Annotated in this window: 15 protein-coding genes, 1 tRNA gene and 1 pseudogene; 5 read left to right on the top strand and 12 right to left on the bottom strand. The window is 27.4% G+C overall.

Annotated elements, in window-relative coordinates; all coding sequences use genetic code 11:
* Positions 1-9: 9 nt before the first annotated feature.
* From Q0Y03_RS06710 to Q0Y03_RS06695, 4 genes are all read right to left on the bottom strand, one after another.
* Positions 10-324, bottom strand: a complete 315-nt coding sequence (locus Q0Y03_RS06710) for a hypothetical protein (RefSeq protein ID WP_297713077.1) — start codon at positions 322-324, stop codon at positions 10-12.
* Between the two features lie 146 nt (positions 325-470).
* Entirely contained in the window at positions 471-1,028 is a 558-nt protein-coding gene (locus tag Q0Y03_RS06705; protein ID WP_297713076.1) for a hypothetical protein, read from the bottom strand.
* A gap of 162 nt (positions 1,029-1,190) precedes the next feature.
* Entirely contained in the window at positions 1,191-1,925 is a 735-nt protein-coding gene (locus Q0Y03_RS06700) for a hypothetical protein (RefSeq protein WP_297713075.1), read from the bottom strand.
* 160 nt (positions 1,926-2,085) lie between these two features.
* Positions 2,086-3,282, bottom strand: coding sequence for a DHHA1 domain-containing protein (locus tag Q0Y03_RS06695; protein ID WP_297713074.1), 1,197 nt, complete (start codon positions 3,280-3,282; stop codon positions 2,086-2,088).
* 245 nt (positions 3,283-3,527) lie between these two features.
* On the opposite strand from Q0Y03_RS06695, the gene Q0Y03_RS06690 reads away from it, so the two are divergent.
* Positions 3,528-4,688, top strand: coding sequence for a 3D domain-containing protein (locus Q0Y03_RS06690; RefSeq protein WP_297713073.1), 1,161 nt, complete (start codon positions 3,528-3,530; stop codon positions 4,686-4,688).
* Positions 4,689-4,767: 79 nt separating this feature from the next.
* Here the strand turns inward: Q0Y03_RS06690 and Q0Y03_RS06685 are convergent.
* Positions 4,768-5,267, bottom strand: a pseudogene (locus Q0Y03_RS06685) (lactate utilization protein).
* 137 nt (positions 5,268-5,404) lie between these two features.
* Here Q0Y03_RS06685 and Q0Y03_RS06680 point away from each other — a divergent pair.
* Positions 5,405-5,971 carry an NUDIX hydrolase gene (locus Q0Y03_RS06680; RefSeq protein ID WP_297713072.1) on the top strand — a complete coding sequence of 189 codons (567 nt, stop codon included), beginning with the start codon at positions 5,405-5,407 and terminating at the stop codon, positions 5,969-5,971.
* Between the two features lie 33 nt (positions 5,972-6,004).
* Here Q0Y03_RS06680 and nifJ read toward each other — a convergent pair whose 3' ends face one another.
* Positions 6,005-9,520 (bottom strand): pyruvate:ferredoxin (flavodoxin) oxidoreductase, encoded by a 3,516-nt coding sequence (nifJ, locus tag Q0Y03_RS06675; RefSeq protein ID WP_297713071.1) that lies wholly within the window; start codon positions 9,518-9,520, stop codon positions 6,005-6,007.
* Between the two features lie 206 nt (positions 9,521-9,726).
* Between nifJ and Q0Y03_RS06670 the strand changes: the two genes are divergently transcribed.
* Positions 9,727-9,802: transfer RNA gene (locus Q0Y03_RS06670), tRNA-Met, on the top strand.
* 66 nt (positions 9,803-9,868) lie between these two features.
* Here the strand turns inward: Q0Y03_RS06670 and Q0Y03_RS06665 are convergent.
* Positions 9,869-10,417 (bottom strand): isochorismatase family cysteine hydrolase, encoded by a 549-nt coding sequence (locus tag Q0Y03_RS06665; protein ID WP_297713070.1) that lies wholly within the window; start codon positions 10,415-10,417, stop codon positions 9,869-9,871.
* 223 nt (positions 10,418-10,640) lie between these two features.
* On the opposite strand from Q0Y03_RS06665, the gene Q0Y03_RS06660 reads away from it, so the two are divergent.
* Entirely contained in the window at positions 10,641-11,480 is an 840-nt protein-coding gene (locus tag Q0Y03_RS06660) for an undecaprenyl-diphosphate phosphatase (protein WP_297713069.1), read from the top strand.
* Between the two features lie 346 nt (positions 11,481-11,826).
* Positions 11,827-12,393, top strand: a complete 567-nt coding sequence (locus tag Q0Y03_RS06655) for a serine/threonine protein kinase (RefSeq protein WP_297713114.1) — start codon at positions 11,827-11,829, stop codon at positions 12,391-12,393.
* A gap of 140 nt (positions 12,394-12,533) precedes the next feature.
* Here the strand turns inward: Q0Y03_RS06655 and Q0Y03_RS06650 are convergent, their stop codons facing one another.
* The 5 genes from Q0Y03_RS06650 to moaC all read right to left on the bottom strand — a co-directional run bounded on the left by Q0Y03_RS06650 (position 12,534) and on the right by moaC (position 16,363).
* On the bottom strand, positions 12,534-12,797 hold the full coding sequence (locus Q0Y03_RS06650; RefSeq protein WP_297713113.1) for a metal-sensing transcriptional repressor: 264 nt from the start codon (positions 12,795-12,797) through the stop codon (positions 12,534-12,536).
* 392 nt (positions 12,798-13,189) lie between these two features.
* On the bottom strand, positions 13,190-14,140 hold the full coding sequence (locus tag Q0Y03_RS06645; protein ID WP_297713068.1) for a TDT family transporter: 951 nt from the start codon (positions 14,138-14,140) through the stop codon (positions 13,190-13,192).
* Between the two features lie 294 nt (positions 14,141-14,434).
* A complete protein-coding gene (locus Q0Y03_RS06640; RefSeq protein WP_297713067.1) occupies positions 14,435-14,893 on the bottom strand; it encodes an MOSC domain-containing protein in 459 nt (152 codons plus the stop codon).
* A gap of 4 nt (positions 14,894-14,897) precedes the next feature.
* Positions 14,898-15,869, bottom strand: a complete 972-nt coding sequence (gene moaA / locus Q0Y03_RS06635; RefSeq protein WP_297713066.1) for a GTP 3',8-cyclase MoaA — start codon at positions 15,867-15,869, stop codon at positions 14,898-14,900.
* Positions 15,870-15,886: 17 nt separating this feature from the next.
* A complete protein-coding gene (gene moaC / locus Q0Y03_RS06630; RefSeq protein ID WP_297713065.1) occupies positions 15,887-16,363 on the bottom strand; it encodes a cyclic pyranopterin monophosphate synthase MoaC in 477 nt (158 codons plus the stop codon).
* Positions 16,364-16,368: the final 5 nt, after the last annotated feature.

Raw genomic sequence — 16,368 nt, 5'->3', positions numbered from 1 at the left:
TATAAGCTTCTATTTTTCATCTTCTTTATTAACTAACTTTTCAAGCTTATATACTCTAGCTTTTAACATTTCATACTCATCTCTTAAAACATAATTACTAGCTTCTATATTCCTTATATTATTCCCATTTGTATTAGACAATTCTTCCTTTTCCTTTGCCTTTTCTTTAAATGTTCTTTTTAATTCCTCTCCTAATTCCTTTCCTTCATCTATTGTTATTTTCCCCTTTTTTACAAGATCATCTACTACTTCTGTTGCCCTTTCATATGTGCTTGCTACAGCTCCCACACCAAATAGTAACACTTTTTTTATTTCATCCATCATTTTTAGCCTCCATATTAAAAATAATTTTGCTAATTTAAATTATTTACAATAATATATTTTTTATATCTAATATATACTTATGTAATTAAACTTAAAATATATTCTATATGTGATAAAATTTAACTATTACTATATCTAATAATAATTTATTCAGTTTCTATATCCCCTGATACACTAGCTGTATTTTCTAATTTAAATGAGTCTTTATTCTTTTTATCCTTAAAATAAAGATTTCCTTCAACTTTCGTATCATCTAATATTAATCCATCACTTTCAACATATATATCGCCCTTAATCTTACCGCCCTTTATGGTTGTGTCATTACTTTTTATAACCAACCTAGGAACACTTAAAGTATAACTATTAATAACATTATTACTTTTATCTATATAAAATAAATTTAATTCTCTACCTATATGACTAACTTTATTCCCTTCTGTAGTGTCTGTTTTTGAAAAATCCCCTTCCATTATTAATTCATTATTAGTCTCAATATTATTTTTTATAGTTATTCTATAATCATCTTTTAGTGCTATTGCTAATTCTTCTTCATTTGCAACCGTTAATGTTTCCTGGAGGTCATCCTTTCCTTCATTTCTTTCAATTTCACTAGCTCCTTCATTTATTTTATTGTTAACTTCATTACATCCTATAAAAAGACTTATCAACAATAAATATAGTACCGCTCTAAATTTAACTTTCATCAAATTTATCCTCCTAAATTATCCTTGAAATAAAATTGTACTTTTTACTATTATCTTTATTTTCCCTATATAATCATCATTTATTCTAATTATATAGTTGATATTTTATTTCATAAAAAAACAGCAATTACAAAGTAATTACCGTTTTCTATAATTATTATATTAAATTCTATAACCTGCAGCTCTTAATCCACGTTTATAACCAGCCCTATATGCAGCTCTTATCGCATCCCTTGCTCCAGCTTCATATCCTGCGTTATACCCTTCTTTTTTTCCTTTTAAATAAGATTCTTTGTTTTCTCTATATCTTTTATCTTCATTAAATGTATTACTATAATTATCATTACAACTAGAATGTTTATCTGAGCTAGAACATGGGACTGATTCATAGCAATTACATTTATAATCTTCTTCTGAATCACAGTATTGATAATCACAATCACACCTATAATCTGAACTTGTTTCATCACTTGAACTTGTTTCATTGCTGGAACTTGTATTATCCTCTGAATCACAATATTGATAATTACAATTAAATTTATCTTCTGAAGATTCATCGCACTCTGAATTTGAGTATTCATCCTCACATTGACAATTAACTTTCATTATTATATTTTCATCTAAGCTACTATCATTCTCTTCTCTTTCACTTTCTTCTAATTCATTATAATTTTCATTTACTTGAGTATCATAATCTAAATTATCCTCTTCATTTGACTCTAGATACTCATCCTTTGCATTGAAATCTATTTCTGATGAAAAATCATAATCTTCATCACTCCACATATAATTTTCCTTTAGAACCTCATCTTCTTCGTCTATTTTTTGAAAACTCTTTGCACTTTTATTTTGAGATAAGTCTTCTATATTGTCATTTTCAAAAAATCTTCTGTCCATAATTATATCTCCTTTGAATATTTTTATAATTTATTATATGAATTATAAAAATAATTGCTATTATCTAATTACATCTTTAACTTCTTGATTTACTTCTCACCAGTAAAAAATTTAATGCATTATCTTAATAATCACAAACTCTTATATTTAGTAGTACCCTTTATATAATGCTTACTTTACGTAAAGCATAATCCATTGCCCCTTGAAGATTGCTAGAGTTTTTACCGCCACCTTGTGCCATAAACTTACTTCCTCCACCTCTACCATCAATTAGGCTTATTGCATCTTTTAATAAATCACTCATTGATATATTGTTGATATTTTTAGAAGCTGCAAATATTAAGTTTGCTTTATCTTCAGATTTTATTGCAAATAATACAATCATATTATCATTTAATGTAATTTTCTCTGCAACTTTAGATATATACTTTATATCTCCACCATCATATATTTTGGTTACTACATATATATTTCCCATTGCTTTTGCTTCTTTTATCATATCCTTAATTTGATATTCAGAAATTTCTGTTTTAATTTGTCTATTCTCACCTAATAATTTTTTTAAATCATCTGAAAGCTTATTTATTGAATTTATTGCATCATCTTCACCACAATTTAAAAATCTACAAATCCTGTTTCTAAATTCATCTTTCTCAAAATAATCATCTATTGCTCTTTTTCCCGCTAGATATTCAATTCTTGTAGCACCCTTATGTTTTTCCCATCTTTTAATTTTTATTGCTTGAACATCTAATGTTCTACTAGGATGCACTCCACAACATGCATTAATATCTAAATTTCCTATTTTAACTATTCTTATTTGTTCATCTGTATTAGGTAAATCTCTTCTTAAATTTAATTTTTTTAATTCCTTTTTAGATGGTGTTAAAAATTCAACCTGTATATTTTCTTGTATTATTTCATTTGCCATCTTTTCTGCTTTTCTTATAGTTTCCTCATCTAAATAACCTTGAATGTCTACAGTACTAATTTCCTTACCTACATGAACACTTACTGTATTAGCATTAAATAAATAAAAAAAACATCCTGACAAAATGTGTTGCCCTAAATGTTGTTGCATACCATCTAATCTTCTATTCCAATCAACTTTACAATTTACTCTATGTATTTTTATTGGCTTTGTTTCTGTTATATGATATATTTCTCCATTTTCTTCAATGACATTAATAACTTTATGATTATCTATATATCCTAAGTCACAATGTTGACCTCCCCCACCTGGGAAAAAGGCTGTTTTATCCAATTTTACGTAATATAAATTTTCTTTATTTGCTATCTCTGTTATTTCAGCAACAAACTCTTTTACATATTGATCTTCATAATATATTTTTTGCATCATTTACCTCCAAAATAAAAATCATTACCATTTTTTTAATTTTATATTAGTTTTTTTTATGTTTCAAGCCACTTTCTATTTTTTCCCAAATGTTTGTGTTATAATATATTTATACTTACTATATATACATGTAAATTATTATAATATCTCATAAATTACATTAATATGCAAGAAATTTGACATACAAAAGTATCTATAGTATATATAATTAAACATTATACTTTTAAATTTTATCATGGAGGTGAATGTTTCTGTTTAAAAAATATATATCTTGTGTTTTAGCAATGTCAATACTATTGTCTTCTCTAGGTACTATTCCAACATATGCTACTACACCACAAGATACAATCAATGAAAATTTATCAAAATATAAAGAACTTGATAGTGAAATTTTAGATTTAGACTCTAAGATAGAAGAATTAAACACTGAAATAGCTACTATTAATTCTCAACTTACTGAAAACAAAGAAGCTATTAATTCTATTGAAACTCAAATTCAATCTACAGAGGCTAAATTAGAACAAACAAAAGAGGAAATTGAAGAAGCTCAAATAATTCTAGATAACAGAGTAAGAAATATGTACAAGACTAATATATCTTCAAATATGATAGTTAGTATTATAACATCAACTAGTATTTCAGAGTTATTTTCTAGAATTCAATCTATATCTAAAATAATTTCTACTGATAAAGAAATTCTTAGTAATATAAATGAAAAAAAAGATTCATTAAATGAAGATATAGAGACTTTAAATAATAAAAATAACGAATTAAAAACTTTGCAAACAACTATAGAAAATGACTTAAAAGTAGTTGAAGAAAAGAAACAAGAACAAGAAAAATATTCTGATAAACTAAATGCAGAAAAAGAAGCAGTTTTTGCAGTTATAGAAGAAAATGAAAAAACTTTAATTTCAAAACCTTTATCTATTGCCAACTCATCAACTAATTCTGTATCTGAATTGCAAAGTGCTATTGATACCTTAAATTCTTATATTCCATTGTTAAATAGTTCAACAACTATTAACATGGCTAAAGAAGGTATTAGTAACGCTGAGGCAAGAATATCAGAACTTAATACACCTACAGTTCCAACAACTAGCACTGAAATTGGTAATGTAATTAAAACATTAACTATGGAATCTACTGCCTATTACGGTCATGGAATTACAGCTTCTGGATTAAAACCAGTTAGAAATCCTGATGGTATAAGTACCATTGCAGTTGATTCTGATGTAATTCCACTTGGTACAAAAGTTTATGTATCAGGATATGGCCTTGCAATCGCTGCTGATACTGGTGGTGCTATTAAGGGAAATATTATTGATGTATACCTTAATACTCACGAAGAGTGTATATCATGGGGAAGAAAACAAGTTACTGTACAAATATTAGAGTATCCATGATAATTATTAACTTATAGACAAGCTTTGAAAATGAAGGAAGAAAAGATACTATTCTTGTTACTCTCTTCCTTCTACTTAATTAATATCCATAGTCATCATTAAGTAATAATACAAAGATTCTATTTGGTACAGGCTTTCTTATTACTGTATATTCACGACAAATTCGTTCAGGACTACTACAGTTCATACACTTTCCTATAACTGTACATGGCGTTTTCTTATCTAATCTTTTTGCATTTGCTGGAGCTACAAAATTCTCTATTCTAGAAATCGCTTCATTAATATCCTTTACTATTTTATTTACTCCTGCAACAACTATTACCTTATCAGGTCCATAAAGCATTGCAGCTACTCTATTTCCATTGCCATCTACATTATACAATTCACCTTCTTCAGTTATTGCAATAGTGTCATTGACCCACCAAAGCTAACCTTACTATTTGCATCGACTAACTCTTCTATCTTATTAATCAATTCCTCATGTGTATTAATTAAAAAACTTTCCATATTGTTTTTTCTTAAAGCTTCCAAAGTTCTATTTATTTTAACCTCATTTACCCATTTCGTATTATTATCCATTTTAACTACTTCCCTCCATTATTATATTATATATTAATTCTAAACCAACATTTATTATAATCCAATAATGTGCTTCATTTTTTCGCTATCTATGTTATTATATTTATTATATTTAAGTTTTAGAAAGGTTTGGAATTATGAATTGGATTGAATCTATTAAAAATTATATTCCATATAATGAACAAGAAATTAAAGATAAAGCTTTAATTATGGAATGTATAAACAAATTTGATAATATATTAACTAGAGAAAATACAATAGCTCATATAACTAGTTCGGGATATATTGTTAATAAAGATCGAAGTAAAGTATTAATGATTTATCATAATATATATCAAAGTTGGGCATGGACTGGTGGACATGCTGATGGTGATGCTAACTTACTTCATGTAGCTATTAAAGAAGCTAAAGAAGAAACTGGTTTAAAAAAAGTTAACCCAGTTATGAATGAAATTTTAGGATTAGATGTTTTAAATGTTAATGGTCATATAAAAAATAATAAATATGTCTCTTCTCATTTACACTTATCCATTGCTTATCTTTTAGAGGCAAACGAATATGATGAACTAATTATCAATGAAGAAGAAACTAGTGGAGTTAAGTGGATACCAATTGATGAACTTAATATCCACTGTAATGAACCTTACATAGTAAAAACTGTTTATGATAAATTTAATAAAAAAATTAAAGAGCTTAGTTTATAAAACTAGCTCTTTAATACTAAATAAATACTTTTATTAATCTTGTGCTAATTTCTTATAATTTTCTAACCTTTCCTTAGCATCCTTCTCTGTCTTAGCAAATAACTCTTCTGCTAATTCTGGGAATACTTTAGCTAAAGATGCATATCTAACTTCTCCCATTAAGAAATCTTTAAAGTCTGCTTTTGGCTCTTTAGAGTCTAAAATAAATGGATTCTTTTCTCCTTTAAGATCTGGATTATATCTATAAAGATGCCAATATCCACAAGCTACTGCTTTCTTTTGTTCATCAGGAGTATTAGCCATACCATTCTTAATTCCATGGCTAATACATGGTGCATAAGCAATTATTAATGATGGTCCGTTATATGCCTCTGCCTCTGCAATAGCTTTTATAGTTTGATTCTTATCTGCTCCTAAAGATACTTGAGCTACATATACATATCCATAGCTCATTGCCATCATTCCCAAATCTTTTTTCTTAGTTCTCTTACCTGATGCTGCAAATTTTGCAATTGCTGCAGTTGGAGTTGATTTAGATGATTGACCTCCAGTATTAGAATAAATTTCTGTATCAAATACAAGGACATTGACATCTTCATTACTAGCAAGAACATGATCTAATCCACCATATCCAATATCATATGCCCAACCATCTCCACCAAATATCCATTGTGATCTCTTAATAAAGAACTCTTTGTCTTTTAGTATTTCCTTTGCAATTTCATCGCTACAACCTTGTAACGCATCTTCAAGTTTTTCTGCTCTTTCTCTTGAACCATTCCCTATATCCTTATTATTTAACCACTCTTCCATCGCTTCTTTTGCACTAGTACATAAATTTTCATCTAATGCTTTCTTAATATTTGAAGCTATTCTTTCTCTTATTGTTTTAACCCCCATAAACATTCCAAATCCATACTCTGCATTATCTTCAAATAATGAGTTAGCCCATGCTGGTCCATGGCCATTTTGATTCTTTGTATATGCAGTTGAAGCACCTGAAGATGCCCAAATAGAAGAACATCCTGTTGCATTAGCAATTACCATTCTATCTCCAAATAATTGAGTAACTAATTTAGCATATGGAGTTTCCCCACAACCTGCACATGCTCCTGAGAATTCTAAAAGTGGTTGCTCAAATTGACTACCTTTAACAGTATTTTTATTCATAGGATTCTTTTTATTTTTAATTTCTTCTACAGCAAAGTTCCAGGCTTCTATTTGGTCATGTTGAGAATCAAATGGCTTCATTATCAATGCTTTTCCCGGTGCTGGACAAACTTCTGCACAATTTGAACATCCTGTACAATCTAATGGAGTTACTCCTATTGTATAGAAATATGGTTTTTCACTTTTAACTCCATTTGCCTTCAACTTCTTAAAACCTTCTGGAGCATTATTCACTTCTTCTTCAGTTGATAAGAAAGGTCTTATACATGCATGTGGACATACATATGAACATTGATTACATTGAATACAATTTTCTGGTACCCACTCTGGTACATTAACTGCAATTCCCCTCTTTTCATATGCTGTAGTTCCATGCATGAATGTTCCATCTTCAATATTATTGTTTACAAAGGCTGAAACTGGTAACTTATTACCTTGTTGCTTATTTATAGGCATACATATATCTCTAACAAAGTCTGGAACAGATATATTTTCCTCCACTTTATCATCTTTAGCATCTTTCCAATTATCAGGAACATTTATTTTTACAACAGATTCAAGTCCCTTATCAATTGCAGCATAGTTCATATTTACAACTTTTTCACCTTTTTTGCCATAAGATGTTACTACAGCATCTTTTAAATACTTAATAGCTTCATCCACAGGTATTATATTAGCAAGTTTAAAGAAAGCTGCTTGCATTATCATATTAATTCTTCCACCAAGCCCTATTTCTTGTGCTATCTTAACTGCATTAATTGTATAAAAATTAATATTATTTTCAGCTATATATCTCTTCATTTCAGCAGGTAATCTATCATTTAATTCCTGTTCATTCCAAATAGTATTTAATACAAATACCCCATTTTTTCTTAATCCTTCAAGTACATTATAAGAATATACATAAGATTGATTATGGCATGCTACAAAATCAGCTTTATCTATTTCATAATGGGATTTTATAGGGTTATTTCCAAATCTTAAATGTGAAATAGTAATTCCACCTGACTTTTTAGAATCATATGCAAAATATCCTTGGGCATACATATTAGTATGATCACCTATTATTTTTATAGCATTTTTATTTGCACCTACTGTACCATCAGAACCAAGTCCCCAAAATTTACATGATGTTATTCCTTCTATAGCTACATCTATTTCTTTATTTGGTTGTAATGATAGATTAGTTACATCATCTTCTATTCCAATTGTAAATCTATTCTTAGGATGTTCACTATTTAAATTTTCATATATTGCTATTATATCAGAAGGATATGGATCTTTAGAGCCTAGACCATATCTACCACCAATTACCTTAGGTGCATTATCCATTTCACTAACAGCTCTTAGTACATCTAAATATAAAGGTTCTCCAATTGATCCTGGCTCTTTAGTTCTATCTAAAACTGCTATTTTCTTAACAGACTTTGGTATAGTATTTAATAATCTTTCTATACTAAAAGGTCTATATAATCTAACTTTAATTAGTCCAACCTTTTCTCCTTTATTTCTTAAGTAATCTATAGTTTCTTCTATGACTTCACTTACAGCTCCCATAGATACAATAACTCTATCGGCATCAGGATCACCATAATAATCAAAACAATGATATTCTCTTCCTGTTAATTCTGTGATCTTACTCATATATTCTTCAACTATTGCAGGAATATCATCATAATATTTATTTAAAGATTCACATAATTGAAAATAAACATCTGGATTTTGAGCTGTTCCTCTTGTAACTGGATGATTTGGATTTAATGCATTTTTTCTAAAATTATCAAGTTCATCATAATCTATAAGCTTTCCTAATTCATCATATTCTAATAATTCTATCTTTTGAATTTCATGAGATACTCTAAATCCATCAAAGAAATTAACAAAAGGCATTCTTGCTTTAATAGCTGTTAAATGTGCTACTGGTGACAAATCCATTACCTCTTGCACTGACCCCTCTGATAGCATTGCACACCCTGTTGCTCTTGCTGCCATAACATCTTGATGATCACCAAAAATACTTAATGAAGATGTTGCCAACGCTCTTGCTGCAACATGAATAACTGCTGGTAATCTTTCTCCAACCATTTTATACATGTTAGGTATCATCAATAATAACCCTTGTGAGGCTGTATATGTTGTTCCCAATGCACCACTTTGTAATATTCCATGAAGAGCTCCTGCTGCACCAGCCTCCGATTGCATTTCTACGACTTTTACTGTTTGGTCAAAAATATTTTTCTTTCCTTGCGCAATCCATTCATCTACATGCTCTGCCATAGGAGATGAAGGTGTTATTGGATAGATTGAGCTTACTTCTGTAAATGCATATGAAACATAAGCAGCAGCAGTATTTCCATCCATGGTCTTCATTTTTCTCATAGTTTTCCCTCTCTTTCATTAATTGCTTAAATTATATTATGTTTTAAGTTTTTACCAAATAAATTTTTCACTCTTTAATAGTATTTAAAAAATAAAAAATATTATGTATATTTAACAAAAGAGTTTTTTCCTTTTTTTGTATTTTAATATTGACTGTATAAAATTTAAGGTTTATACTAATAATATAATTATAAAATATTTAATATCGCGGGGTGGAGCAGCTGGTAGCTCGTTGGGCTCATAACCCAAAGGTCATAGGTTCAAGTCCTATCCCCGCAACCAAAAAAGAATGTCGATCAGACATTCTTTTTTATATTACTTTTTAATTAATTATAAGCTACTACTATTTTAAATATCTCTATTTATTACCTTAACTTGTAATGATTCAATTACATCTAAAGCTTTTTTATGTAAATCTTCATCAAAGCTAGCACATAGAGATGCATCTACTGAAATATCTGCATTTATATATTGTGATTGGAATGTTACTACATTACTTATTACACATATGTTAGTTACAACACCAACTATTTCAATATACCCTATGTCTTCTCCTATTCTCTCAACTAATTTAATCATATCTTGGGGAGAAATTCCAAAAGAATATTTATTTATATGAATAGTATTTGAATCTTCTTTAAACTCTTTTAACTTTCCATATAATTCATGACCTTCAGTATTTATTACACAATGAGATACCGGTAAATTTTTTCCCTCTCTTGTATTTAAATATTCTTCTGTATGAGTATCATATGTAAAAACTACATTATATCCTTCATTTAAGTACTTTTTAACTTTATTATATATACAATCTTCTAATTCTTCAGCTTTTTTAAATCCTAAAGAACCACTAACAAAATCATTTTGATAATCAATTACTACTAATAATTTCTTCATAAACATTCCTCCATTTTTCACTTCTTCATATATTAATAATTTTACCCTATAACGTTACTAATGTATATACACTGATTGAATTTTATATACACATTACTAATAATTTACTGTTTATTTTTATTAAAATTTATGGTATTTTACTATTTTTCCTTTAATAAATTGTTGATATTTTATATAATGGAAAAGTGATTAAATTAAATATATTTATAATGGAGGTAATTTGATGGAATTTTTAGAAATTATTAAAGCCATAATTCTTGGTATTGTCGAAGGTATTACAGAATGGCTTCCTATCAGTAGTACTGGTCATATGATTTTAGTTGATGAATTCTTAAAACTAAATGTTTCTAAAGAATTTATGGATATGTTCTTAGTTGTTATACAACTTGGTGCAATTTTTGCAGTTATTTTATTATATTGGAATAAAATATTTCCTTTTAAATATGATAACGGAATTAAAATAGAAAAAGATACATTAATAATGTGGGTTAAAATAGTAATTGCATGTGTTCCTGCTGCTGTTATTGGACTTTTATTTGATGATCAACTTAATGCATTATTCTACAATCCTACAACAGTTGCTGTAATGCTAATCTTATTTGGTATTTTATTTATAGTTATAGAAAACTATAATAAAGGTAAAAAACCTAAGATTAATAGTTTAGCTGAAATAACTTATACAGTTGCAATTATGATAGGCCTTTTCCAACTTATCGCTGCCGTTTTCCCTGGAACATCTCGTTCAGGTGCAACTATAGTTGGAGCACTATTAATTGGTGTATCTAGAACTGTAGCAGCTGAATTCACTTTCTTCCTTGCAATTCCTGTTATGTTTGGAGCTAGTGCTTTAAAACTTGTTAAATTTGGACTACAAACTGGATTTGTAATGACAGGAAGCGAATTAACAATACTATTAGTAGGTATGATTGTAGCATTTATCGTATCAATACTTGCTATTAAATTCTTAATGTCTTATATCAAAAATAATGATTTTAAAGTTTTTGGTTGGTATAGAATTATATTAGGTATAATTGTTCTTTTATATTTCTATGTTATTAGATAATTATACATAAAAAGGACTGCTCTTCGCAGTCCTTTTTATATTTACTCTTTTAATATAATTCATATATCTAAAAACTCTATATGAATTTTTTGTAGCAATGGTTTATTCTCAACATCAATTACTTTATTATCCTTTTCCTTTTCATTTCCACTCCTAACATTAGATATCTTAACAAGAAATTCACTACCTTTTTCAGTTCACTTTTCTAAGTATACCTGTCCATATTTTATCTATAATCTAAAAAAATTAAATTTTTTCTAATATTCTAATTAGATTTTTATTATATGAGAAATTTTACTTGTGCTGCATATACTATAATATTATAAGCAATAACTTAAGTGATTTTATGAATAACCTTATAGAATTGAATGATTGTGTTCTTCTTGGATATGGAGCTGAAGGTAGTGTCTATTTAACACCAGAAGGATTCGCTTTAAAACGCTTTAATACAATAAAAGCTGCGAAAAAGGAAGTAGCTATTCTTGACAATGTTAAAGATAGTCGTTTTTTTCCTAATGTAATTATTAGAATTAGTAATATAGTAGTTAGAGAATATGTACAAGGGGATAATTTATCTGAATATCTTAAAGCTAATGGATTATCATACTCACTTTCTATAGAATTAATTGAATTAATAGAGGATTTAAAAAGATTAAAATTTAAACGAATTAATATTAGAAATGCTCATATATTTATAGATAAAAATCAAAAAGTAATGGTCATTGATCCTAGAAAACCCTATACAAAAGTTACTCCTTATCCAAAGAATATAGTTAAAATACTTTTAAAGCAAAATTTATTTGATACTTTTTTAAAAAATGTACTATTATACAGACCTGATTTGCTAGATTATTGGATTGACGCTCATAATTTCGTAATCAACAAATACAGACACCTCTTAAGATACGCCTAAACTAATAATATTGTTCGTCACGTGGAGGCGAAATATTAATGATATAACCTCCAGGAGTTATATAAATTCTAGGTGAAAATTTCACGTTTCCTGGAAAATAAATATTTCATTTTTTCACTTACACGTAACGAACAATTTAGTTATTTTGAAATTTTTTCAAATAGATTTATAATTTCATCTATTTTCTCATCTCCATTACTATTTAAAATTGCATCCTTTACACAATGATCTAAATGTCTTCTTAAAATTTGTATATTAGATTTTTTTAATAATGATTGAACAGCTATTATTTGATTAGATATATCTATACAATATCTTTCATCTTCAATCATTTTTATTATTCCCTCAATTTGCCCTTTTGCTATTTTAAGATTTTGAATTGCTTTTTTTCTTTCTTCCATAATTGCCTCCATAATTACCACCCCATAGGGGAGTATGCTTATATTATAAAAAAATTTCTTTATAAGTCAATATATTATTAGTATGTATTACTATAATTTTTTTATTAAACTTTTTATTTCTACTTATACCTTTATTTTTCAAACATACTTTATCTTCTTATAGTAAAAAATATAAACATAATATTTAAAGAGGTGATATTTATGAATAAGAATCATACAGAATCTGATCCTAGTTGCAAAGACTATGCAGAAAAAGTTAAAAATAAAGCTAATGAAAATACTCCTTTTGAAATTGATAAACCTACAAAACATTATTAATTAAAATTAATTTATTTTCACAATGATTTTAAAGAGTAATAAAAAACTTCTAGGATAATTTTCCTAGAAGTTTTTTATTAGTTATTTTTATAACTATCTAATAACATCATAAAGAATTTAAATAACACTACTGATATTATACCTGTTGTAAGATATATTTGTATTCCTGATATTTGATTAATAACATTACCAAAGGTTTCATAACCTTGACCTATTAAATATGCAGACATTTTACTTGATGCAACTGTTCCTATAGCCATAGGGAATGTTAATCCTGCAAATCCAGGATGGAATATAAATGAGAAGAATGTTGGTAATTTAATTATTATAAATATTAATGCACAAATTACTGCAAAATATAAATAATATACTATAAGTTTATTTGGTGCTTGAATAAAATTTAAATAACTTACCAAGCAAAGACTTGATGGCGCAAGTAAAATTGCTTGAGTATGATACATAGGCTCTTTTAATTCGTGTTTTAATAATCTATAAAGCATAAATGGTATTATAATTGTAAATACAGCAATACCATAGTACACAACTATCTTGCATATTGCAGGCTCGTTCATTACTCCTCCAACAACGGTTGAAACCATAATTCCATTATAAGTAACAAACCAACTTGGAACAAAAGTTTGCATATTAACACCTTTTACAACATTTCTATATGTAAATATTAAAATATGAATTGCATGTAAAATTAATCCTGTAAACCATAGTGTTTTACCAAATACAGGACTTGCATTATAAAAATAACTACCTAAAATCATAGTTATCATTGTAAATCCTGCATAAAGAGATGCTGGTACTGTATTAGAATATTCCTTTAGACAAGTCTTAGGATATACCATCATTTTAATTATATATGATAGTAATACTATAACCGCTATCCATGAAGTAATATGTCTTACCCAAGTATATCCCATATTAGAGTAAATAGTTGATAAAGTTAAGGCACCTACCATTGTTGGTAAAATTGGAACAGGTAGATTTTCAATCTTTTGTAAAAACGTTTTATTATTCATATTTCCTCCTAAAATAATAATAAAATAAGTTCAATATATACTTTATAAATTTTCATTGAGCTTAATTATTTGTTAATTTTTTCACTTGAAAATTGACTAATTTACTTAAACTCTTTTGAACAAATTAGATTATATATATTTTTTTTAATTTAGTATGTGATTTATATCACAATATTGTTAATTTTTAAATTATTTTTTCTAAATCTTTTTCTCTTTTCCTTAACATTTATTTTTAAGACATATGTGTTATTTTGTTGAAAGAAAAAAGGAGATGTATTTTTACATCTCTTAATATTATAAACTTAATATTCTTTTATTATTCTTAACTAAAATAACTTCATCTCCAACTTTTACTTTTCCACCTTTTAATACTCTTGTAAATATACCATTCTTTGGCATTATACATTCACCAACTTGATAATAAATTGCACATTTATCATGACACTCCTTACCAATTTGAGTAACTTCTAATAAAATATCTTCTCCAATAGTTAATCTTTGACCTACTGGTAACTTATTTAATTCAAATCCTTCAATAACTAAATTTTCTCCAAAAGCTCCAAAATCAACATTACCACCTTTATTTCTAAAATCTTCAATTTTTTCTAGAGCTAAAAGACTAACTTGTCTATGCCACTTTCCAGCATGTGCATCTCCTTCTATTCCAAACTCTTCTATAAAATTTGCTTCTGAAACTTCATTTTTTAATGTTCCTTTATGTTTACTTATACATATAGCTATAACTTTTCCCACTTTACTATCCTCCAATTTGATTCATAAATTTTATCTCTTTATGATCACTTTTCTCTAAAAATAAATGTTTTTCTGGCTTATGATAAATATTCTCATAAATTAATTTTCTTAACTCTTCATCACTTATTCCTGTTCTAAGTTTACCCTTTAAATCTACTCCATAATCAAAATGCAAACATTGCTTTAAAAAACCTTCAGGAGTTAATCTAATTCTATTACACTCTTCACAAAAACAATTACTTATAGCACTTATAAATCCAATCTTTCCTTTAGCATCTTTTAATTTAATATATGATGCAGGTCCACCACTTTTACTTCTTACTACCTCTTCGTAGTCAGAATAATTTTCAGATATAACTTGTAATACCTCTTCATTAGTTGCGCCTTTATAATTTATAGCAATTCCTATAGGCATAAGCTCTATAAATCTGACATCTATATTTTTTTCTTTTGTTAAATTAACAAAATCTATTATTTCATCTTTATTTATATCATTTACAATAACAGTATTTAACTTAACTTTTACTCCTAAAGCTATTGACTTATCTATTGCTTCTAAAACTTTATTTAATTTTCCTAACCTAGTTAATTTATTAAATCTTTCTTCTTTTAATGAGTCTAAACTAATATTAACTCCTTTAAGGCCATTCAAAACTAATTCATCTATCATATCAGCAAGTAAAATCCCATTAGTAGTTAAATAAATTTCTTCAATACCTGGAATATTATTTATTTTACTTACAAGCTTAACTAAATCAGGTCTTACCAGAGGTTCTCCTCCTGTTATTCTAACTTTTTTTATACCCAATTCAGAACTTTCTTTTACTACTCTATATATTTCATCATCAGTTAACTTCTCATCATTTTTTAAGAAAGTATTATCTTTTTCATCCATACAATAAATACATCTTAAATTGCACTTATCAGTTACTGATACCCTCAAATAATCTATTTCTCTTCCAAATTTATCCTTCATATTATTTTATGAGTAATTTAAAAGTTAAACTCCCCACTTTTTCCTCCTGTTTTTTTAAGCAAATGAGTTCCTTCTATAACCATTCTTTTATCTACAGCTTTACACATATCATAAATAGTTAATGCAGCAACCATAGCAGCTGTTAAAGCTTCCATTTCAACTCCTGTTTTATCAACTATTTTAACTGTAGCAGTTATTTCTATATAATTTTCCTCCTTATTTATATCAAAATCTACATTACAGCTTGTTATCATTAAAGGATGGCACATTGGAATTAAATTTGATGTTTGTTTACTAGCCATTATTCCAGCAACTCTAGCAACTCCTAATACATCTCCTTTTCCAATTTTACCAGCTTCAATAAGTTCTAAGGTTTCTTTACTTACTCTAATTTTTGAAACTGCAATTGCAACCCTGGCAGTTTCTTTTTTCTCTGAAACATCAACCATTCTTGCATTTCCACTATTATCAAAATGAGTTAATTTATTATCCATAAAAT

Source organism: Clostridium sp. (assembly GCF_026168755.1).
Classification (GTDB): domain Bacteria; phylum Bacillota; class Clostridia; order Clostridiales; family Clostridiaceae; genus Clostridium.
This window is presented reverse-complemented; position numbering and strand designations above follow the sequence as displayed.